Here is a 22,513-nt window from a genome sequence, read left to right on the forward strand (position 1 = left end):
AAAAAGACAACCGCCCACAAGGTGGGTTGCCGAGAAAAGAAATTTAGAAAGCCACTTCTTTACCCGCAAAGTGTAGGAGTGGTTTTCTTATGTCTGGGTTATTTACAATATTGAAAAATAAATGTAAGTAATGCCAGAATGAACATTCCGAAGAGCATTAAATCTTGAAAGGAATAGTTCTTCATAAGCATCACCTCGATTCCTGAGGAATTAAGGCAACACCATCCTGCAACACGGTTGTCGAAAACATTTTATCATAAAATATAGATTAAAGCAATAAAACGTTTGCTTATAAAGGAGGAGTTGCAATACTAAAGAAAAAGACAGCATTGACAATAGAAGAACGCTTGCAGCAGGCAGCGGAGCAGGCGCTGGCAAGCATCGACCTGATGAAGAAATCCATCCTGGCGCGTGCCTTTCGCGGTGAGCTGGGCACGAACAAAGCGAGCGCGTTGGAGCTGCTGCAGCCAGTGCTGGCGGAAAACTGAGCATAAGCAAGAGTATGTTGAGTGTAGGAAAAGAGTGATATTATGCGTATTGTGGCTTGTGATGATGATGTAAGCGAGCTGGAAGAGCTTAAACAGCAACTGCAGGAAATAGGCAGGAAGTATCAGCTGCTTTTGGATATACGTACATTTACTGAAGGGGAGCAGTGCTGTGAATACTTGCTTTTGAATAGCGCTGATATTGTTTTTATGGATATCTATCTGAAGCCCGGTAATGGCGTGGAGCTTGTGCGCCGCCTGCGCCAGCAAAGGCTTAACTTTCAGCTGGTCTTTCTTACCTCCAGTAATGACTTTGCCATTGAAAGCTATGAGGTGGAGGCAGCGTACTATCTGCTGAAGCCTTTGCAGCCGGAAAAGCTGGAGCAGGCGCTGAAGCGCTGCGGTGCTTTTGACAAGGAAGAGTATGTTACTTTTGATACTGCGGTGGAGACGGTAAAGCTAAAGCCCAAGGACATTATCGTTGTAGAGGTGCAGGATAAATACTGCTATATTCACACAGCACAGCGCACCTATAAGGTGTACAGCTCCATCAACAAGGTGCGGGAAAAGCTGACGCAGGATTATTTTCTGCTGACCTATCGCAGCGTGCTGATTAACATGCATTATGTAGAGGGTGTTTACAGCAATTATTTTTTGCTGGGCAATGGCTTCAAGGCACCCATCAGGGTGCGCGACAGCGCAGCTGTGCGCAACGCCTATATGCAGTGGGCGCTGCTGCAGGATTAAGGATACTTTGTTATAAAGAAAGAGAACCTCCGTTACGGGCAGGATTGCCGTTGTGGAGGTTTTTTAGTTGTTAGTGGATAGTTGTTAGTGAGTAGTGGGAAGTGGGCAGTGGGTAGTGATTAGTGGATAGTGAGTAGTTTTTAGTGGAAATGTGCTTTAATTATTGTTTTGTTTGTTACAGTTTTGAATAAAAATAAGCAAGTAAAGTTGGCAAAATGCGTTTTACGATGAGAACCTGCGCTTTACGATACAAGGCATTGAATTCACTGAATTTTATGAGATAATGACCATGATAATAGTTATGCGGAAGGCGCCGGATGCTGCCAGCTGCGGATGGCGCACGCATGGGTTTGGTTTATACGTAAGGAGGATGATGTTCATGACTAGGAAAAAAAGTAATGTAAAGGCGTTGGCTCTCGCCGTAACGTGTGCGATTCTCGCAGGGGGGGGCATTGGTCTTGAACCGGTGTATGCGGCGGAGGCTCTTACGTTGTACAAAGAAACTAGTGGCAATGTAACAACTTCTGCCCAAAGTGGTACCGCAGATAATACAGCAATTAATGAACTTACTGTTGGTGGTGTGACTATTGGTGGCACAGGAGGGATTAGCGGTAAAATCATTGCTAAGAATATAGTTGGTATTAAAAATACTGGTGAATCAACTCCGAGCGATATCAGTATTAATGGTGCAACATTTGCTAATGGCGGCGCAATTACAGCTACTAGCTTGAAGCTGAATGGTATGGATGATGTTAAAACTGCTATTGAAGCCAAAGCCGCTAAAACGGATGTTGATAATAATAAAGCTAACATTTCAGATTTACAAACTAGTAAAGCAGATGCAGCAAATGTATATACTAAGATAGAATCTGATAGCAGATTTGCAGGGAAAACCTATGAAGGTAAAGTTGATGTGTTGGAGGCTACTGTAAACGATACTTCTACTGGTTTGGTAAAAAAAGTAGGGGATTTGGAAACTAAAACTACTGACATTTCCTATGACTCTACAACTGGTACAACCATTGGTAGAGTTGATGGCGTAACGTTTAACGCTGGCGCTGTTAGTGGTGTGAAAAGCATTAACGGTAAAATTGAAATTTCTGCTGATGGCAAGACTGTAACCTTTAATAGAGGTGAGACGAACGGTCAGGTAGAAATTAGTGCAGCAGGTATTAAGGTTGGCACTGGTTCTACTTATATTAAAGGTGACGCTATTTATACTGGCGATGCGAATTATGATAATGCTAAAGCAGGCATGAAGAGTGATGGTTCTTTGAAGGCAGCTAATGGCAATTTCACTGTTGACGGTGCAACTGGCAATACTGCTGTTGGCGGCACGCTGGACGTGGCTGGAGAAACCACATTTGCTAATGGAATCAAGACTGATACGATTGTGGAAAAAACAGCTAATGCAGGCGTTACTGTTAATGGCAACAAAATTACTACTGACAATAAATTTAATGATGTCGAATTAAAAAATGGTAATGTAAACGCTACTGATATTACTGCAAATGGCGCATTGAAGGGGCAAACCTTAGGCATTGGCGGTACTGCTAATGATCAATTTACTGTTGAGGCAAATGGTAACACTAATGTTGGCGGTACGCTGGACGTGACTGGTGCGACAACCTTGAAAGACACTTTGAACGTCAAAGGCGCGACAACCCTAGGTAGCACTTTGGACGTGACTGGCAAAACTACCTTGAAAGATGAGCTGCAGGTGGATAAAAAAGCAACCTTTGGCAATGCGACAGGTTTGCATACTGTTATTGAGGGCGGCAATATTACAGCTGGCGGTATGCTGCATTCTGGATCCGCTAAGATTGGTTATGTAGGTATTGATAACACTGGCGCAATTACTGGTGTAACATCTCTGACAACTGATGCTTTGACTGTTACTGGTGCATTTACAACGGGCGGTAATTTAACTGTTAATGGTGATTTGACTGCAAGTGGAGCTATTAATGGCAAGACTATCAGCATTAATGATGGCGGCTCTATTGCAGGCGTAAACTTTGAAACTGGTGGCAAATTGACTGCTACTACCGGTACAATTGGCGATGTAAGCTTCGCTGCTGGCGGTAATGTATCAGGAATAAGCGAGCTGACAGCAACAACAATTAAAGATGGTGCAGGTACAATTATTACTGGCGGCAAGGTTGAATCCAAAACTGCTAAGATTGGTGCTATCAATATTGATAATGAAACTATTGAGGGTTCTTTTGCTAATGGCTTGAGCATTGAAGGCGTGAAGATTAAAGATGGCGTTATGAGCTCAGTAGTTTCCATTGAGGCAAACAAGGCAACCATCGGTGGAGTAAATACGCTGGATAATAAGGGCCTGACAGTAAAAGCTGGATCTAAAGTTCAGGTTGGGACTAATACTGTTATTGAAGATGGTAGCGTACAGGTTAGCCAGAAAACAAGTTTAACCGACCAAAGCTTGCAGTTGAATGATACCAACAAATGGACTAATGAAGGTGGTCTTGTAGCTGATAAAGCAACTGTTAATGGCATTGCACTGGGTACAGATAGTCAAGGTAAAGCGACCTTTAGTGATGCAGCTGGCAACACCACCACGATTGATGGCAACAAGATTACCACTGGTACAATTACTGCTGATGAGCTGAATGTTGATAAGATTAGCTTAGGTAAAGGCACTGATAAAAATATCACTATTGGCAGTAACGGCGACGTAACTACTAAAGGTGAAATCAAAATTACTGATACAGCTGGCAATGTAATGAGCAAGCTGTCGCAGGATAAAGCAACCTTTGGCAAGGATACAGCTAACCAGACTGTTATCGAAAACGGTAAACTGAACGCTAAAGCAGAGGATAGTAATCATCAGCAGGCTGAGCTGAAATTTGACGAAAATGGCTTTGCTGTTAACGGACAGACTGCAGAGGGCAAGACTTCTGCCTTCGGTTTTAATACTAAGAAAGGTATCGGCACTTTTAAAGGACTTGATGAAACAACTACCACTGTCAACGGCAGTGTAATTACCTCTATTAAATCTGCAACAGATACTGGCGTATTAAATGGCAGTAACCTGACATTGGTTAATGGTTATAATAAGACCGAACTGACCGCAGGCGGCGTGAGCTTCACTGGTAAAAAAGGTGCTAGTGCTCAAGAGGGTAATAAAACTACGATTGACGGCGGTATCATTACAACTGATACTTTGAAGGTACAACGTATTCAGCTTGGTGAAAAAATTGTAGATGAAAGAACTGGCAAAGAGATTGGTTCTGGTGTAACTTTAGCTGCTGATGGCGGCTTCACTGCGGCTGGCGGTAATTTCAAGGTTACTGGCGGTACTACAGGAAGCAGAGGTTCTATTACTAATGTTGTTGGTGATGATGCTAGTGGTAAGACTTCTTTTACAACCAATCAAAAAGGCGCTAAGATGAGCTTTAAAAAAGGCGACGTAACATCCAATGTTTCCGTAGCAGACGGCAGTGCTAATGTATCCGCTGGTGCAGGCTCTATCGACGTAACCAACGAAAGTATCACGAGCAAGGTTACGGACAATGCAACGAGCACGATTACGAAGGACAGCATTGTCGATAAGGTTGGCAACAACTCCGTAACTACGGACGCTAACGGTACGACCTTCGCTAATGGCGGCAGTAAGACAACTAACATTAACGGCGGTACGATTACTACCGGTAAGCTGATTACTGACGAGCTGGTAATCACCGGTAAAGGCGATGCAGCGGGCGATGGCTCCGGTTCTCTGGCTTTCGGCGGCAATGGCACGATTAAGAGCGACGTCAAAGAGGCTGGCAGTGCTAAGAATACGCAGTTCACGACTGATATTAATGGCGTAAATACCAAGGTAACCGATGGCACGACTACTACGGAAAACAAGGTTACCGCTGCAGGCAACAGCAACACTGTTACTGAGGATGCGAAGCATAAATCCGAATTCAACCAAGGCTTTACCTCTATCGGCGGCGTGGTAACGAATGGCGAAATTAAGGTAGCGCAAAAATTAGACGGTGCAACTGGCCTGCTTACCAACGAAGTTACTGATGCCAACGGAAGCAGCAAGCTGGAGCAAAGCGGCACTGGCCTGACCTATACGGACAGCGCTAAGCCTGACAACGCAACCCGCATCAACAGCAGCGATGTTTCCATCGGTTCGGCAACGGATGACAGCAAGCGCATCAACCTGTCCGACCTTGGTCAGATTGATAACCTCGACCCTGAACTCACTGGTCGCGACGAGTACAAGAACAATTCGACCGCAGTCGGCGGCATCAACGCCGAAGCTGCAATTCGCCGCGAAGAGGTAGCGCGTCTTGACGGCCGCATCAACGACGTCAACGACCGTGTAAATAAGGTTGGCGCTATGGCAGCAGCTATCGCTTCCCTGAAGAGCATTGGCTACGATCCGCAGGCTCCGAGTGAATTCAGCATCGGCCTCGGCCAATACAAGGGCGAAACTGGCGTGGCAATGGGCTTCTTCCACTATCCGAACAAGAACTTCATGATCAACGTCAGCCTGTCTACTGCCGGCGGCGAAACCATGGGCGGTATCGGTGCAACCTGGCGCTTTGGCCACAAATCCCCGCAAAAGCTTTTAGAAGAGCAGCGCGAGGCTCAGGCTAAGAAAGAGCTGGCAGCAGCTGAAAAATATCAGGCAGCAGCCAAACTTGCCAAAGAAGCGCAGGAGCGTGCTGAATATGCAGCCAAACTGGCGCGTCAGGCACAGGTGAGCGCAGATAATGCTAAGGCAGCAGCTGATGCAACCCAGGCTAAGCATTTTGGCTGATAAGCTGGCAGCAGGTGCAGTCATAGCAGGATAACAACTGGTTTTCCTATAAATCATCATACTCCGCCAAGCAATGCCCCCAACCGCTTGCTTGGCAGTTCATGAGGCTGGGTTCATCATACTGACCTTATGAACAAAAAAGGCTGGAGTTTGAGCGTTTGCTCAAATTCCAGCCTTAAAACTTGCTAAGCCATATAATCTGTGGTATATTAGATATAGAAAAGACAACCGCCTAAGCGGTGGGTTGCCTGAGTAAAAAAGTTTTTAGAAAGCCGCTTCTTTGCTTGGAATGTGTGATATGTACCCAGTTTTCTGGACACCGCTAAAAATTTGAATAATTATATTTACATCATGGATGCTTCTCTGAATTTAGAGGGAGGCATCCATTTTGTTTTAGCTTGAATTCTTTTGTTGTTATAATAATCGATGTACTCAGCTATAGCGTTTGAAAAAGATTCAAACGAAGGGTAATCTTTTTCAAATCCGTAGAACATCTCGTTTTTTAATCTGCCAAAGAAAGTTTCCATAATACAGTTGTCATAGCAGTTACCTTTCCTAGACATTGATTGAATGATTCCGTGCTTTTGCAATTCATTCCTATAAAATGCATGCTGATATTGCCATCCTTGATCTGAGTGCATAATAAGACCTTTTACAGAAGGAAAACCTTTAAATGCCTTTTTCAGCATGTCCTTTATTTGCGCCATATCTGGATGTAGAGAAAGATTGTAAGAGATTATTTCATTGCTGTTCATATCCAAAATCGGAGAAAGATAACATTTGCCCCAAGGCAGATTGAACTGCGATACATCGGTTGTCCACTTTTGCAAAGGTTTTTCGGTATTGAAATCTCGATTGATGATATTATCAGCAACTTTGCCAACATCGCCTTTATAGGAGTGGTATTTTTCCTTGGGACATTTTCCAAACAAGGTAAGCTGATTCATGATTCGTTGGACACGCTTGTGATTTACTCGAAAACCTCGATTCAGAAGCTCCTTATGTACGCGCCTTACACCATATCGCTTTTTGTTCTCGTTGAAGATAACAATAATTTCGGATGATAAGTCGGCATTTCGTTCGCTAACTTTATCTGTCTTGCTAAGCTCGTAATAGTACGTTGAACGCGACAGTCCAATCGCATCCAGCAAATAATTCAGTTTGTAACCTTCTTCACGCAGTTTTTGGACGAGCGCAGCTTTTTCGCCTTGAGTTGCGCTGCGCATCTCTCTTCTCTCAAGGCAATCTCTTTTTTTACAATAGCAATCTCCGCTCTCAAGCGCTCATTTTCTGCTCTGAGCAGAATCATTTCTTCTCGTTCTGATGGAGTAAGTTCTGCCGGCTCTATTTTTTTCTTCATTTCAGGCTCCTTGGGTGGTCGTCCTTTTCGTTGTGCGACCAATCCCTGATACCCTTTAATTTTATAGCATCTAACCCACTGATACAAGAGTCCAGCGTTAATTCCTGCAGAAATAGCTGTTTCCTTATTTGACGCACCAGCTAATACTTTGGCTACAAGTTCATATTTCTCTTCTGCTGACCAAGTTTTTCTCTGATTTTTATGTCTTAATGCTTCTGGACCACATTTATCTTCTATCCGAACCCAAACTCGGATTGTATTGTGGAAATTTTTTTCTGTTATATCTTTAGGCGTTTCAGGCCATTTACCTTGTCGATATAATTCTACACACTGTCTTTTGAACTTATAGCTGTATTTCATTAAAATACCCCCAATACTGGGTGTCCAGTATTGGGGGTACATATCAGTGTAGGAGTGGTTTTCTTATTATTGCGCGCAATTCAAAACTTGCAAAGCTGTGAATTGTGTGGTATATTAGATATAGAAAAGACAACCGCCCACAGAGGTGGGTTGCCGAGTTTAGTTAAGAAAAATCCGCTCCGAGCTCGCCAAAGTCAAGGGGCGGTTTTTCTATGTCCGTAACTTTTTTACTATTTGTTCTTAAAAATGAACGTAAGTAATGCTACGATAAAAATTCCAAAGGACATTAAATCCTGAAAGCTGAAATATACCATAGACATCACCTCCATTCGTATAGAATGAAGGCAATCACACCCCGTGAACCGGTTGTCAAAAACATTCTATCATAAAATTTCAACTAAAGCAATAAAATGTTTGCTTATAAAGAGCTTCATTAAAAATTAAGACCTTGGCGTCAGTAAAAACTGACATCAAGGTCTTTTTGTTACGCTTTGCGTCTGAGCATATCGGCAATGCGCTTTTGGTTTTCCATCGCTGTCAACGCTCTTTCGTACAGCAGCATCTGCAGCTTGCTTTTGACAGGCTGCAAATTTGGCGAGCCTTCGATAGTGTAAACAACATTATCGTCCTTATCGGTGTACAGGCTTTTGAGCAACGCATACTGCGTACCATCGTTATTATACAAATAAATCTGCGTCATGCTGATTGCTGTTTTCAGCTCCGGCTTGGTGGCCTGCAACTTAGGCAGCATTTCCTTATTGTAGCGCAGCTCGGCAGACAACAGCAAAAAAAGCTTGTCGCCCTGGCGCAATGCCTGCAAATTATCCTTATCAAGATATAAATCGCCAGCGCTGGTGCTGGTTATTTTTTCCATGTTAGCATTTTTATCAGTGCCTGCGCCAGCGAAGGCTGTGCAAGTGCAGGCAAGCGCAAAAATCAGCGTCAGTAAAATAAGTAATTTTTTCATCATTAAGTCCCGCCTTTGCTTATAGTAGAAGAAGCTTTTCCTTTATCATACAATTTTTGGCGCAATAAGTAAAGCAGCAAATGCTCTTGCTTGGTACGTCTTCAAGCTACTGCTTTTTAAATTAATGAGCCAAAAAAATTCTTTTGTTAAAGTATTACAGGCAGCTTTGCTTTTTGCGGCATAAACTTTAAATTTACTTCATGCTTTTACTCTGCTATACTATAAATGTACAAGCGTTGAGGAGGTGCAGTCATGCCATTGGAATATTATTTTATGCTGGCGGGCCTTGTCCTGCTGCTGATAGAATTTGTTGTGCCGGGCTTCGGAATTTTCGGTGTCAGCGGCATGGTGTGCCTGACAGTCGGCGGCTTTTACGTTTTGGGCGGCAATGCCTGGGCGGCGCTGGTGCTGTTGGCAGTGTATCTGTTTTTGGTGCTGGTAATTACGCTGCTGTGCGTGTATCTTCCCAAGGAAAGCAAGTATAATCCCTTTGTGCTGTGGACACGCCAAAAGAATAGCGAGGGCTACACCGGCGGCAAAAACTGGAGCATGCTGGTGGGCAAAAGAGGCACAGCCTTGACTACGCTGCGTCCTGCAGGTACGATTCTGGTGGACGGCAAGCGTCTTGATGTGAGCAGTCAGGGAGATTATATCGAAAAGTCTGCTCCCGTGATTATCGTGCGGGTAGAGGGCAGCAAAATTTTTGTAGAACAAACGAAGGAGTGACATTATGGATTTATTATTCAGTATGATTTTCGGCAGTGGCTTTGCAGTAATCATTGCTATTGCCGGTATAGCGATTTTTTTTAACTTTGTGCCGTTGGGCCTGTGGATTTCGGCAATCGCCGCCGGTGTTAACGTAGGCATCTTCAACCTCATCGGTATGCGCTTGCGCCGCGTGCCCGCGTCGCAGATTGTGCTGCCGCTGATTAAGGCTAACAAGGCAGGCCTTGACGTAAATGTCAACCAGCTGGAGGCGCATTATCTGGCAGGCGGTAACGTTGACCGCGTTATTGATGCTTTGATTGCTGCCCACAGAGCGCAGATTGAGCTGAGCTTTGAGCGTGGCTGTGCTATCGACCTTGCGGGACGCAACGTGCTGGAGGCTGTGCAGATGAGCGTTAACCCCGAGGTTATCGAAACTCCGGTAGTAAGCGCTGTTGCCAAGGACGGCATTGAGCTGAAGGTAAAGGCACGCGTAACCGTGCGCGCCAACATTGACCGCCTGGTAGGCGGTGCCGGCGAAGCAACGATTATTGCGCGTGTCGGCGAAGGCATTGTAACAAACGTAGGCTCCAGCGCCGACCACAGCAAGGTACTGGAAAACCCCGACTATATTTCCAAAACAGTTTTGGACAAGGGCCTTGATGCAGGCACCGCTTTTGAAATTCTTTCCATTGATATTGCGGACGTAGATGTTGGACGTAACATTGGTGCTGCGCTGATGACCGACCAGGCGGAGGCAGATAAGCGCATTGCTCAGGCACGTGCTGAGGAACGCCGTGCGATGGCTGTTGCCAAGGAGCAGGAAATGAAGGCCTATACTCAGGAAATGCAGGCGAAGGTTGTGGAAGCACAGGCTAAGGTGCCGACAGCTATGGCGGAGGCACTGGCCAACGGCCGCTTGGGCGTAATGGATTACTACCGCCTTAACAACATTCAGGCAGATACGCAGATGCGTCGCACGATTGCTGAGGTAAGCCCGGAGGGCGAGGAAAAGCCTGAGGGCGGCAAATAAGCGAGGTGTAGCTTATGGGCGGTTTGTTTGACAGTGATTTAATCCCTCTGCTTTTTGTCCTCGTAATGCTGGCCAACGTATTTTTGGACAGGCGCAACCGCCGCCGCAGGCAGCAGGAGCTGCCGCAAGAGCAGCCGCAGGAAACGGCGGAGCCGACGCAGGCAGAGCAGCAAACGCAGACTAAGCCTAAAGACCTTGCTGCCGAGTTTGAACGCCGTCTGAAAAAGACTACGGAGGAAGCACAGGCGCGCAAAAGTCAAAACAGCCGCGAAGGCGGCGTGGTGCATGACGGAACGCGCGTGCGTCGTGATGACGACAGCAGAGTTCACCGCGACGGCGAAGCAATGCATGACCACACCGGCAGAATTCACCGTGAAAACGAAGCCCTGGTGCATGACAAGGGCAAGGTTTATTACGATCCCCGCAGTGATTACAGCTACGACGAAGCAAAGATGAACGCTGCCGCAGCGGCGTTTAATGCGCACTACGCACAGCAGGCGCAGCCTGCAGCAAAAAAGCGTGTGAAGCTGAAGCATGCGGCGCTGGTCAACGGCATTATCATGGTAGAGGTATTAGGAAAACCGCGCGCTCTTAACCCCTATGAGGAGCGCTGATTTAAAGATTCTCACAAACAGTAAGGAGATGTTGGAGAATGCTGGAAAAGCTGGATTTGAGTAAAAAAGTGTCCAAGGAAGATTACAACAAGCAGATGGATGTGCTGGGTGAGCGCCTGGGAAAGGCGCAGCGCATGGCCCGCGACGCCAAAAGACCGATTATCATCGTGTTTGAGGGCTGGCGCGGTGCGCGCCGCAGTGCGCTGATTAACGAAATGATGCAGCAGATGGATGCCCGCGGCTTTAATGTATATTCCAGCGTGCGCCTGCGCGGCGTTCTGCAGGAGCAGCCGTTTTTCAGTGCCTTCTGGAAGCGTTTGCCGGCTTTGGGACATATTGCCGTTTATCACCGCAGCTGGTATTATCTGAAAAACGCCAACGAGATGGCGGATAAGGCAGAGGACGATTCCAAATATCCCGTAGTTTCCTTCGAGCATATCAACAACTTTGAAAAAATGCTCACGGACGATAATTATCTTGTGCTCAAATTTTTCCTGCATCTGTCACCGGAGCAGCAAAAGAAAAATATCGCCAAGAATGCCAAAACACTGGGCAAAGCGTGGCGTGATCTGAATCCTGCGATTGATGAAAGCGAAGATTACGATAAATTTTTGCCGCATTACGAAAAAATGCTGGAGGCTACCGATACGGTAAACGCTCCCTGGCACCTGATTGCCGACGATGATCCGCGCAGCGCGCGTCTGGAGGTTTTTACTAAGATTGCCGATGCTATCGAAAAAGCTGTGCAGATGCCTGTCGAGCCTGCTGCCGACAAGCGCACCGCGGCAACCTACGATGTGCTGAGCACGATTGACGCCAACAAGGAGCTTACCAAGGAAGAATATAAGGAAAAGCTCGATAAGTACCAGAAAAAGCTGACACAGCTGCAGATTGAAATGTTCAAGGCGCAGATACCGGTAGTTATCGGCTTTGAGGGTTGGGACGCTGCCGGCAAGGGCGGTGCTATCCGCAGACTGACGGCGGCACTGGACCCGTTGGGCTTTCATGTGCACCCGATTGCGGCGCCGAACGTGGTTGAAAAGCAGTTCCATTATCAGTGGCGCTTCTGGACCAGACTGCCGCAGCCGGGCACTATAGCGATTTTTGACCGCACCTGGTACGGCCGTGTTATGGTAGAGCGTATCGAAGGCTTCGCCAAACCGCAGGAATGGCAGCGTGCCTACGATGAAATTAAGGATATGGAGGCGCAGTGGAGCGAGCACGGTATCGCCATCGCCAAATTCTGGCTGCAGATTGACAAGGATGAGCAGCTGCGACGCTTCAATGATCGTCAGAATGACCCCAACAAGCAGTGGAAAATTACGGACGAGGATTGGCGCAACCGTGATAAATGGGATGCTTACGAAGCAGCAGTCAACGAAATGCTGGTACGCACCGACACCTCCTATGCACCGTGGACCGTGGTTGAGGGAAACAACAAATATTATGCCCGCTTAAAGGTTTTGAAAACAGTTATCGATTTGTTTGAACGCAAATTGGCAGAAAAACAGCAGTAAAATACAAGAGATATCAGCGTAATTCTGCGCTGATATTTTCTTAATACATTATAGATACTCGGAGAGGAAATGCTTTGTCCTGGATAATCAAAAACTATATTAAAGAAACAAGAGAAAATGAAACCGGCGCGCAGGTGTATCCGCCGGGCTTACGTCATCCGGTAGCGTTTATTTACCCCAACGTCTACCATTTAGGCATGTCGAACCTGGGAATGCACATTCTGTATCAGATGATTAACGAGCGCGGTGACAGTGCCTGCGAACGCTTCTTTTTGCCGGATAAACGTTTGCAGCAGGAGCATATCAAAAGCAAAACACCGCTGCTGAGCCTGGAAAACCAGCGTCCGCTGGCAGATTTTGACGTTATCTTCGTCATGCTGTCCTTTGAAATGGATTATGATAATCTGCTGACGGTGCTCGATTTAGGCAATATCCGCCTGCGGGCGGCGGAGCGCAATCAGCGTGAGCCGCTGGTGATTATCGGCGGTCCCTGTGCTACCTTTAATCCCGAGCCGATGGCTGCTGTGGCTGACGCCTTTGTTATCGGCGAGGGTGAGGAAACGGTACAGCACGTGTTGGATACCATCTACCGCGAGGAAAGCAAGCAAGAGCGTCTGGCGGCGCTGGCGCAGGTGCCGGGTGTTTATGTGCCCAGCCTGTATACGGCGCAGTACGATGATGAGGGCGAGTTTACCGCCCTGCTGCCGCAGGAAGGTGCGCCGGCGAAGGTAGCACGCCAGTGGGCGCGTGATATCGACGCTTATCCGCACACCTCTGCTATTGTGACGAGCGGAACGGAATTTGAGGATATGTTTATTGTCGAGGTGGCGCGTGGCTGCGGCCGTCACTGCCGCTTCTGCATGGCAGGCTATTGCTTCCGCAAGCCGCGTCCGCGTAAGCTGGAAAATATTTTGGCGGATATCGCCAAGCGTCCCGAGCGCACGAAAAAGGTGGGCCTGATGGGAGCTGCCGTTTCCGACCATCCGCAGATGGCGGAGCTGACGGAATACCTGGTAGAGCATAAGATACCGTTTTCCGTGGCCAGCATGCGTGCCGATATGCTCACGGAGCAGATTGCGCATGCGTTGGCGCAGAGCGGACAGCGCACGATGACCGTAGCGCCGGAGGCAGGCAGCGAGCGGATGCGCGCTGCGATTAACAAGGGCATTACGGAGGAGCATGTTTATAATTCTATCGAGCTGGCTGCTGCTGCCGGAATGCGCAACATCAAGCTGTATTATATGATCGGTCTGCCGGGAGAAAAGGACGAGGATATCGTTGAAACGGTGGAGATGATTAAACGCGTGCGTGCCAAAATGGACGCGGTGGGCAACAAGGGCGAGCTGGTTATTTCGGTCAACGGCTTTGTGCCTAAGCCCTTTACGCCGTACCAGTGGGCGCCGCTGTGCAATGTGCGCACGCTGAAGAAGCGCTTCAAGATTTTGAGCGACGGTCTGAAGAAGGAAAAGCGCATCAAGCTGATTACCGAATCGCTGAAGGAAACAGTGGTGCAGTCCGTGCTGGCGCGCGGCAGCAGACGTATCGGCGAAGCGCTGCTGAAGGCACATGTGGAAGGCCGTAGCCTGAAGCAGGTGCTGAAGGAGGAGGGCCTTGATGCCGAGGAGCTGGCGGAGCGCGAGCTGCAGCTCGGCCAGCCGCTGCCGTGGCAGCATCTGGACATGGGCGTGACGCAGGAATATCTTGCTGCCGAGCTGCAGCGCAGCGAGAGCGGCAAGTTTACGCCGATGTGCTTTGACGGCTGCCGTCGCTGCGGTGTCTGCCGGGAGTAAGGCGTAGGCAGTGAAATGACTGCTGCTGATAAAAAATTAAGCACCCCTACACTTTTTGCAGTAAAAGTGTGGGGATGCTTTTGCTTTTTTACGCTATAATGATGCTGAGAAACACAGCTTTTGCTGCTTCGGAAGCGGTAACAACCCTTCCGTCTGCTCGCCGGTGCTCGCAGCCACCTTCCCTTACGGGGGAGATATATTCGTTCCGCAATCAATGGAGGGATATACAAAAGAAATTATTTTTGGGCATGACCTTGGGAATGGCCTGCCTGCAAAAATTTATCCCTGAAATGCAAAAAACCTGCTCTTTTCAGAGCAGGTCAGCTTGTAAGAATTAAGCCATAGCGTTGATTCTCTTTGCAAGTCTGGATTTTTTGCGAGCTGCAGCATTCTTATGGATAATGCCTTTGCGAGCTGCTTTATCGAGCAAACCGGAAGCAGTAGCCATAGTAGCTTGAGCGTCTTCTTTAGCGCCGGTTTTAGTCAGAGCCTCTACTTTGCGGGAAGCATTACGGAGAGATGCTTTAATCGGAGCGTTTTTAGCACGACGTTCTGCGTCGGTCTTTACACTGCGGATGGAAGATTTAATGTTCGGCAACGAATTTCACCTCCTGAATTTTCTTGTACTGCATTATTCTACCACGAATGAGAGCATTATGCAAGAGAAAATCACAAATATGCCTGCCTGTTCCTGTAAAAAATATTTTGCGGACGCTTGACCTGGAGCTGACTCCAAATGCTAAAATATAAGCAGAAAGCAGGAAACAATCTTGGCAGGAGGTAAGCGGGATGAAAATAAACGAAGTAAGCAAAATGTATGATATTACAGCGGATACGCTGCGTTATTATGAGCGCATCGGCCTGATTCCGACTGTGAACCGCAACGAAAGCGGTATTCGCGACTACACCGAAACGGACTGCAACTGGGTAAACTTTGCCAAATGCATGCGCGCAGCAGGCATTTCGGTAGAAAGCCTGATTGAATATGTGGCACTGTTTCAGCAGGGCGACAAAACGCAGGCCGCACGCAAGGAAATTTTAATCGAGGAGCGTGCCAAGCTGCTCGAGCGCATGGAGCAGATGCAGGAAACGCTCGATAAGCTGAATTATAAAATCGATAATTATTACAAGTGCGTTGAATTTGAGGATAGCAAACTGAAATAAAACGCAGTACGAGGAGAGATGGCGCCGAGCTGTCTCTCTTTTTAGTTTACAGGCTTTGCCGTATAATGGTATAATAATTAGTACTAATAAAACAGGCTCAAGCCAATATTGGCCTGAAATAATACATTCTAATGAAGGAGCAGGAAGAGTAATTTATGATTGAACAAAATCACATTCGCAACTTTTCTATTATCGCCCATATAGATCATGGCAAGTCTACCCTGGCGGACAGATTGATTGAATATACAGGAACGCTGAGCAAGCGTGAGATGGAGGAGCAGATTCTCGATTCCATGGATTTGGAGCGTGAACGCGGCATCACCATCAAGGCGCAGGCTGTGCGCAGCATTTACAAGGCGCGCAACGGCGAGGAGTATATGCTGAACTTTATCGACACCCCGGGCCACGTAGACTTTACCTACGAGGTTTCGCGTGCATTGGCAGCGTGCGAGGGCGCACTGCTGGTTATTGACGCTACCCAGGGCATTGAAGCGCAGACTTTGGCTAACGTGTATCTGGCGCTGGATAACGATCTGGAGATTATCCCGGTTATCAATAAGATTGATTTGCCGAGTGCGGACCCGGAGCATGTTAAAAGGGAAATTGAGGACGTTATCGGTATTGATGCCTCCGACGCAGTTTTGTGCAGTGCCAAGACAGGCATTGGCATCGAGGACGTACTGGAAGCAATCGTAGCGCGCGTGCCGGCGCCGCAGGGCGATGCGGAAGCACCGCTGAAGGCCTTGGTATTTGACTCCAAATTTGACGCTTACAAGGGCGTAGTTTTATATATACGCATTATGCAGGGCCGTCTGCGCAAGGGCATGAAGATTCGCATGATGGCAACCGGTGCGGAATTTGATGTTACCGAGGTCGGTTACTTCAAACCCGGCCTTGTCAATGTTGATGAGCTGGAGGAGGGCCAGGTAGGCTTCTTTGCTGCCAGCATCAAAAATGTTAAGGATGCACGCGTAGGCGATACCGTAACCGATGCCGATAATCCTGCCGAAAAAGCGTTGCCCGGTTACCGCAAGGCTACACCGATGGTATACTGCGGTTTGTATCCGGTAGAGAATTCCGATTACGATAACCTGCGTGATGCTTTGGAAAAGCTGCAGCTGAACGATGCTTCTCTGGTATTTGAGCCGGAGACATCTACCGCGCTGGGCTTTGGCTTCCGCTGCGGCTTTTTGGGCCTGCTGCATATGGACGTTATCAAGGAGCGCCTGGAGCGCGAATATAATCTGAGCCTGATTACTACCGCACCGAACGTTATTTATGAGGTGTTCCGCACCAACGGTGACGTTGAAATGGTAGATAACCCGTCCCTCTTCCCGGACCCGACCGTTATCGACCATGTTGAGGAGCCTTTCGTTAATGCAACCATCATTGTGCCGAAGGATTACGTCGGCGCTGTTATGGAGCTGAGCCAGGAAAAACGCGGTGAATACGATAATATGACCTATCTTGATGATACCCGCGTAATGATTCACTACGCATTACCGCTGAGTGAGATTATCTTTGACTATTTTGACCGTCTGAAATCCGCTACCCGCGGTTATGCTTCTTTGGACTACGAGCTGTCCGGCTATCGCTATTCCGATTTGGTGAAGGTAGATATCCTGCTGAACGGCGAGCCTGTCGATGCGCTTTCCGCGATTGTGCATAAGGAATTTGCTACTGTTCGCGGCCGTCAGCTGGTTGAAAAGCTGCGCAGCCTGATTCCGCGTCAAATGTTTGAAATTCCGGTACAGGCAGCAATCGGCAACAAGGTTATTGCCCGCGAAAACGTCCGCGCTATGCGTAAGGACGTACTGGCGAAATGCTACGGCGGTGATATCAGCCGTAAGCGTAAGCTGTTGGAAAAACAGAAGGAAGGTAAAAAGCGCATGAAGCAGGTTGGCAGTGTAGAGCTGCCGCAGGAGGCATTCATGGCGATTCTGAAAATGGACTAAGGCTTAGCGCTTAGTCGATAGTGTCTGATAGATAGGAGCAATGCAATTATGATGATACAACTGCAAGGCTTGCTTTCGACAATCACATTTTTGGATGTTATAGATATTGTCGTCGTTGCCTATTTTCTTTACCGTTTGTTCCTGATGCTGAAAAACACCCGTGCCGCAACATTGGGTAAGGGGCTTATGGTGCTGATAGGCTTCACGCTTATCTGCCGTTGGCTGAACCTGCATGTTATCAGCTGGCTGCTGGAAAAGAGCATGACGGTGATTATGGTCGCCCTGCCTGTTGTCTTTCAGCCGGAGCTGCGACGTGCTTTGGAGCAAATCGGCCGCGGCAAGCTGTTTCATAAGGGCAGCGAGCTGGACGAGCAGGAGCTGGAGGAAATGCTGGATTCCGTTGCTCATGCCACTAAGGTGATGAGCAAAAACAAGGTAGGTGCGCTGATGGTCTTTGAGCGTGCTACCGGTTTGGCAGAGCGTATCGAAACCGGTGTGCCGATTGACGGTCTGGTGAGCTCGGGACTGCTGCAGAACATTTTTGTTAAGGATACACCGCTACATGACGGCGCTGTCGTTATCCGCGGCAACCGCGTTGTTGCTGCCTGCTGCTTGCTGCCGCTTACGGAAAACCGTAATCTGAGCCAGGAGCTTGGTACCCGCCATCGTGCCGCTATCGGTATGTCCGAGCAGTCCGATGCGATGATTCTTGTTGTCAGCGAGGAAACCGGTACGATTTCCATTGCCCGCAACGGTGAGCTGATGCGTTATCTGACGGTGGATGATGTGAAGGAAATTTTGCGCACGGCAATTTTCCGTCCGCATGCAGCAGTTAAGAATTCTTTGGTTGATAAAATCAAGAGCTTGTGGGGCGGTGAGAAAAAATGAGATTTTTGCAAAGGCTGGCGCGTAAGGAAAACCTGTTGGCAAGGATTATCTGCCTGCTCATGGCCTGCGGCCTGTGGGTATATGTAATGACCGACCAGAACCCGATAATCGAGCGCAATATCGAGGTGCGCCTGCAGCAGAGAAATCTGCCGCAAAATATGATGGTCTTTAATGCTCCCGATAAAATTCTGGTAAAGGTGCGCGGTTCGCGTGCCAAGCTGAGTTCCGATAATCTGAGTGCCGAAATCAATGCTTCTATCAATTTAAAAAATATAACCGAAGGTCAGCAGAGCCTGCCGATTACGGTAACCTACTCCGGCGGCGAGATTGTATCCGTAACGCCTAAGGAGGTTTCCGTATATGTGGATACGGTAAGCGAGAAAAAGGTTCCCGTTACTACGCGTATCGTTGGCGCGGTGAACGGTGATATGACCATCGGCAGCAGTATAATTACTCCAGCGGAGGTTACTTTGCGTGGTGCAACACATCGTATTGACAAGGTAAACCGTGTGGTTGCTCCGATAGATATCAGCAACCATAGCGGCAGCTTCCAGACGGAAAGCGAGCTGGTTGCCGTGAGTGACGACGGTTACGATATTCCTAATATGAGAATTATCCCTGAGCGCGTTATGGTGCAGGCCAATATGGTAAGCCAGATGCATTCGCTTGATATTCCGGTTAAGCTGGTTATGAGCGGTGATTTGCCTGCCGGTATTATTGTTACCAAAACAGAGATTGTGCCGACAAGCGTTCGCGTTACCGCACCGCCTTCCGTGCTGAAGGAGCTGAAGGATGTCAAAACTAAGCCCTTGGATGTAAGCAAGCTCAATGGCAGTACTGTTGTTGCAGCTGAGCTTGATTTGCCGGAAAAGGTTATTCCAGAAAGACGTACGGTGCAGATTAAAATATCGGTAGAAAGGCAGAACTGATTTATAGATGAAGCTGAAAATAAATAATGTGCGTATCAGCCTGCGACAGGAGCAGACGCTGGAGCAGGCGGTGTGCCGCAAATGCGGTATACCGCGCGAGGCTTTGGGCAGTGTGAGGATAGTACGCAAGGCAGTGGATGCGCGCAAGAAAAATGATATCTGCCTCAACTACCATGTGCTGGCAGAGGTTGAAACAGGCGGCAGACAGGCGAAGCGTCTGCTGGCGGACCGTGATATTACACAATATCAGGAGCAGCAGCAGCCGACGCTGGAGCTTGGCACACTGCCGCTGAGCGCACCGCCTGTGGTTATCGGTGCCGGTCCTGCGGGACTTTTGGCGGCACTGCAGCTGGCGGAGCATGGCTACAAGCCGCTGCTTTTGGAGCGCGGCAAGCCGGTGGCGCAGCGCGTGCAGGATGTGCAGCGCTTTTGGCAGACGGGAGAATTTAACCCCGCGTCCAACGTTCAGTTTGGCGAGGGCGGTGCAGGCACCTTTTCGGACGGCAAGCTGACTACACGTGTGAATGATCCTATGATGGCTGAAATCCTGCAACTGTTTGTAGATGCAGGCGCGCCGGAAAATATTTTGTACGAGCACAAGCCGCACGTAGGCACGGATAAGCTGCGTGCGATGGTGCAGGGGCTCAGCCGCCGCATTGCGGAGCTGGGCGGCAGCGTGCGCTATGATGCGCATGTTGTTGATCTGGATATTAAAAATAATGCTGTGCAGGGGGTAATCCTCGACGGCGGCGAAAGACTGGCGGCAGGAGCCGTGGTACTGGCCTGCGGTCACAGCGCGCGCGATACCTACGCTATGCTGGCACGCAGGGGCGTAGGCATTGTGGCGAAGCCCTTTGCTATCGGTGTGCGCATCGAGCATCCGCAGGAGCTGATTGACAGGGCGCAGTACGGCAGCTTTGCCGGACATCATCTGCTGGGCGCAGCGGATTACGCGCTTGTTTACCATACTCAGGATAAAACACGCACAGCCTATTCTTTCTGCATGTGCCCTGGCGGTCAGGTAGTTGCCGCTGCTTCGGAGGCCGGTGGCGTGGTTGTCAACGGCATGAGCATGTTTAAGCGTGACAGCGGCATTGCCAACAGCGCGTTGGTGGTGAATGTGGACAGCAGGGATTTCGGTGATGGTGCGCTGGCAGGTGTAGAATTCCAGCGCCGCTACGAGCAGCTTGCTTATGCGGCGGCAGGCCAAAATTATTATGCGCCTGCGCAAAATCTGGACAGCTTTTTGAAGCGCAGCACACCGTCTTTGGAATGCATGGTGCAGCCAAGCTATCGTCCGGGACTTGCGGCCTGCAGCTTAGACAAGGTGCTGCCTGCTTACGTTACGGATACTCTGCGCGAGGGCATTACGAGCTTCGGACGCAAGCTGGCTGGTTACGCCGACGGCGGCGCGTTGCTGACGGGTGTGGAAACACGCACCTCGGCGCCGGTTCGCATCGAGCGCGACAGACAGAGCTATGTATCGCTGACGCATGATTTGCTTTATCCCTGCGGCGAAGGCGCAGGCTATGCCGGCGGCATTATGAGCGCCGCGCTTGACGGCTATCATGTGGCGCGCGCGATTATGGAACGATTTGCGCCGGTGAAGTAGGATAATAAAATACGAAAAATACGGTGATAAAGCCTCTCCTAGGGGAGAGGTGGCATCGCGTAGCGATGACGGAGAGGGGCGCGCTCAACATAACGCTGTTAGTAAGCATAGCGAGTACCAACCCCTCTCAGTCACCCTGTGGGTGACAGCTCCCCCAAGGGGAGCCTATCAATTTGATTTTTTAGCTCAACAATTCCCAACTCACATATAAACGAATTAACATTAGGGAGGTTATTACAAAAAATGGCAAGATTATTTGGTACTGATGGTGTTCGCGGTGTAGCGAACGTAGAGCTTACTCCGGAGCTGGCCTTTAAGCTGGGCTATGCTGCCGCAAAATACTTTGGCCGCGAGGTTTCCTGCCCGAAAATTATTATCGGCAGAGATACACGCCGCAGCGGACAAATGCTGGAAAGCGCTTTGGCAGCAGGTATCTGCAGCGCCGGCGGCAATGCACATCTTCTGGGCGTTATGCCTACTCCGGCAATTTCTTTCCTGACCAGTGAGGTTAAGGCTAACGCCGGTGTAGTAATTTCTGCTTCTCACAATCCGTTTGAAGACAACGGCATCAAATTCTTCTCTCAGACAGGCCACAAGCTGCCTGATGCAGTAGAGGACGAAATTGCAGCTATCGTTGCTGCACCGATTGATTACACTCAGGCAGTAAGCGGCAGCAGCGTCGGCCAGATTATTCATGAAAAGGATTTGTCTGCGCTGTATATTAAGCACATTCTGAGCACTGCTTATGCTAAGCTGAACGGTCTGAAGATTGTTATGGACTGCTCCAACGGTGCCAACAGCGAAATCGCACCGGTTATCCTGCGCAGCCTCGGTGCTGAGGTTGTGGCAATTTTCAACGAGCCTAACGGCATCAACATCAACAACGGCTGCGGCTCCACTCATCTGGAGGCTTTGCAGAAGAAGGTTGTCGAGGTTGGCGCTCATGTAGGTATCGCCAATGACGGCGACGCCGACCGCTGCCTGGTAGTTGACGAAAACGGCGAGGCTATGGACGGCGACCAAATTATGCTGATTTGCGCTCTGGAGCTGATGAAGCGCAACAAGCTGCATGACAATATGCTGGTAACCACTGTTATGAGTAACGTCGGCCTGCATCAGGCTATGAAGGCTCATGGTGGCAAGACTGTCAAAACCGCGGTAGGTGACCGCTATGTACTGGAAGAAATGCTCAAGCATAATTATTCTATCGGCGGCGAGCAATCCGGTCATATCATTTTCTCCGAATTCGCTAAAACCGGTGATGGCATTCTGACTGCTGTACAGCTGTTGTGCGCAATGGTTCGCAACAACAAGCCTTTGTCCGAGATGGGCGCCGTAATGACTAAATTCCCGCAGATTCTGCTGAATGTACGCGTGAAGAATAAAAACGGCTGGGAAGAAAAGGCTGCTATTCAGGAAGTAATCAAAAAATATCAGGAGGAGCTGGGCGAAAACGGCCAGATTCTGGTACGTGCTTCCGGCACCGAGCCTTTAATCCGTATTATGGCCGAAGGACCGAAGCAGGAGCGTCTGGAGCAGATTGCCAACGCTATTGCCGACGTTGTAACCAAGGAGCTGGCATAAGCAGGCCTTTGCTAAAATATTTT

At 48.7% G+C, this 22,513-nt stretch carries 18 protein-coding genes; 14 read left to right on the forward strand and 4 right to left on the reverse strand.

The window, feature by feature from the left end; all coding sequences use genetic code 11:
* The first annotated feature begins 329 nt into the window (after positions 1-329).
* The 3 genes from M5E81_RS03325 (at position 330) to M5E81_RS03335 (ending at position 6,012) form a co-directional block, all read left to right on the forward strand.
* On the forward strand, positions 330-488 hold the full coding sequence (locus M5E81_RS03325) for a hypothetical protein (RefSeq protein ID WP_249747869.1): 159 nt from the start codon (positions 330-332) through the stop codon (positions 486-488).
* Positions 489-530: 42 nt separating this feature from the next.
* Positions 531-1,232 carry a LytR/AlgR family response regulator transcription factor gene (locus tag M5E81_RS03330; protein WP_249747870.1) on the forward strand — a complete coding sequence of 234 codons (702 nt, stop codon included), beginning with the start codon at positions 531-533 and terminating at the stop codon, positions 1,230-1,232.
* 379 nt (positions 1,233-1,611) lie between these two features.
* Positions 1,612-6,012: a YadA-like family protein gene (locus M5E81_RS03335; protein ID WP_249747871.1), complete on the forward strand. Its 4,401-nt coding sequence runs from the start codon at positions 1,612-1,614 to the stop codon at positions 6,010-6,012.
* Positions 6,013-6,356: 344 nt separating this feature from the next.
* Here the strand turns inward: M5E81_RS03335 and M5E81_RS03340 are convergent, their stop codons facing one another.
* The 3 genes from M5E81_RS03340 to M5E81_RS03350 all read right to left on the reverse strand — a co-directional run bounded on the left by M5E81_RS03340 (position 6,357) and on the right by M5E81_RS03350 (position 8,702).
* On the reverse strand, positions 6,357-7,238 hold the full coding sequence (locus tag M5E81_RS03340; protein WP_249747005.1) for an IS3 family transposase: 882 nt from the start codon (positions 7,236-7,238) through the stop codon (positions 6,357-6,359).
* The gene (locus tag M5E81_RS03345; RefSeq protein WP_249747006.1) at positions 7,169-7,732 is read right to left on the reverse strand and encodes a transposase; all 564 of its coding nucleotides are present in this window, start codon (positions 7,730-7,732) and stop codon (positions 7,169-7,171) included. The genes M5E81_RS03340 and M5E81_RS03345 overlap by 70 nt, the downstream gene beginning before the upstream one ends.
* A gap of 484 nt (positions 7,733-8,216) precedes the next feature.
* Positions 8,217-8,702: a hypothetical protein gene (locus M5E81_RS03350; protein ID WP_249747872.1), complete on the reverse strand. Its 486-nt coding sequence runs from the start codon at positions 8,700-8,702 to the stop codon at positions 8,217-8,219.
* Positions 8,703-8,951: 249 nt separating this feature from the next.
* On the opposite strand from M5E81_RS03350, the gene M5E81_RS03355 reads away from it, so the two are divergent.
* The 5 genes from M5E81_RS03355 to M5E81_RS03375 all read left to right on the forward strand — a co-directional run bounded on the left by M5E81_RS03355 (position 8,952) and on the right by M5E81_RS03375 (position 14,358).
* On the forward strand, positions 8,952-9,425 hold the full coding sequence (locus M5E81_RS03355; protein ID WP_210684062.1) for an NfeD family protein: 474 nt from the start codon (positions 8,952-8,954) through the stop codon (positions 9,423-9,425).
* Between the two features lie 4 nt (positions 9,426-9,429).
* Positions 9,430-10,437 carry a flotillin-like protein FloA gene (floA, locus tag M5E81_RS03360; protein ID WP_272881136.1) on the forward strand — a complete coding sequence of 336 codons (1,008 nt, stop codon included), beginning with the start codon at positions 9,430-9,432 and terminating at the stop codon, positions 10,435-10,437.
* Between the two features lie 14 nt (positions 10,438-10,451).
* Positions 10,452-11,051: a hypothetical protein gene (locus tag M5E81_RS03365; protein ID WP_249747873.1), complete on the forward strand. Its 600-nt coding sequence runs from the start codon at positions 10,452-10,454 to the stop codon at positions 11,049-11,051.
* A gap of 38 nt (positions 11,052-11,089) precedes the next feature.
* The gene (pap, locus tag M5E81_RS03370; RefSeq protein ID WP_249747874.1) at positions 11,090-12,568 is read left to right on the forward strand and encodes a polyphosphate:AMP phosphotransferase; all 1,479 of its coding nucleotides are present in this window, start codon (positions 11,090-11,092) and stop codon (positions 12,566-12,568) included.
* 74 nt (positions 12,569-12,642) lie between these two features.
* Positions 12,643-14,358: a B12-binding domain-containing radical SAM protein gene (locus M5E81_RS03375; RefSeq protein WP_009145880.1), complete on the forward strand. Its 1,716-nt coding sequence runs from the start codon at positions 12,643-12,645 to the stop codon at positions 14,356-14,358.
* 334 nt (positions 14,359-14,692) lie between these two features.
* Here M5E81_RS03375 and rpsT read toward each other — a convergent pair whose 3' ends face one another.
* Entirely contained in the window at positions 14,693-14,956 is a 264-nt protein-coding gene (gene rpsT / locus M5E81_RS03380; protein ID WP_009145878.1) for a 30S ribosomal protein S20, read from the reverse strand.
* 191 nt (positions 14,957-15,147) lie between these two features.
* Between rpsT and M5E81_RS03385 the strand changes: the two genes are divergently transcribed.
* The 6 genes from M5E81_RS03385 to glmM all read left to right on the forward strand — a co-directional run bounded on the left by M5E81_RS03385 (position 15,148) and on the right by glmM (position 22,490).
* Complete coding sequence (locus M5E81_RS03385) at positions 15,148-15,522, forward strand: MerR family transcriptional regulator (protein WP_249747875.1); 375 nt, start codon at positions 15,148-15,150, stop codon at positions 15,520-15,522.
* A 155-nt stretch (positions 15,523-15,677) separates the two neighbouring features.
* Complete coding sequence (gene lepA / locus M5E81_RS03390) at positions 15,678-17,477, forward strand: translation elongation factor 4 (RefSeq protein ID WP_009145876.1); 1,800 nt, start codon at positions 15,678-15,680, stop codon at positions 17,475-17,477.
* Between the two features lie 48 nt (positions 17,478-17,525).
* Positions 17,526-18,365, forward strand: a complete 840-nt coding sequence (gene cdaA, locus M5E81_RS03395; RefSeq protein WP_249747876.1) for a diadenylate cyclase CdaA — start codon at positions 17,526-17,528, stop codon at positions 18,363-18,365.
* The gene (locus M5E81_RS03400; RefSeq protein ID WP_009145874.1) at positions 18,362-19,294 is read left to right on the forward strand and encodes a CdaR family protein; all 933 of its coding nucleotides are present in this window, start codon (positions 18,362-18,364) and stop codon (positions 19,292-19,294) included. Before cdaA ends, M5E81_RS03400 begins: the two co-directional genes overlap by 4 nt.
* Before the next feature lie 7 nt (positions 19,295-19,301).
* Positions 19,302-20,906 (forward strand): NAD(P)/FAD-dependent oxidoreductase, encoded by a 1,605-nt coding sequence (locus M5E81_RS03405; RefSeq protein WP_249747877.1) that lies wholly within the window; start codon positions 19,302-19,304, stop codon positions 20,904-20,906.
* A 243-nt stretch (positions 20,907-21,149) separates the two neighbouring features.
* Positions 21,150-22,490, forward strand: a complete 1,341-nt coding sequence (gene glmM / locus M5E81_RS03410; protein WP_009145872.1) for a phosphoglucosamine mutase — start codon at positions 21,150-21,152, stop codon at positions 22,488-22,490.
* Positions 22,491-22,513: the final 23 nt, after the last annotated feature.

It is taken from the genome of Phascolarctobacterium succinatutens (assembly GCF_023497905.1).
In the GTDB taxonomy this organism is placed as follows: Bacteria; Bacillota; Negativicutes; order Acidaminococcales; family Acidaminococcaceae; genus Phascolarctobacterium_A; species Phascolarctobacterium_A succinatutens.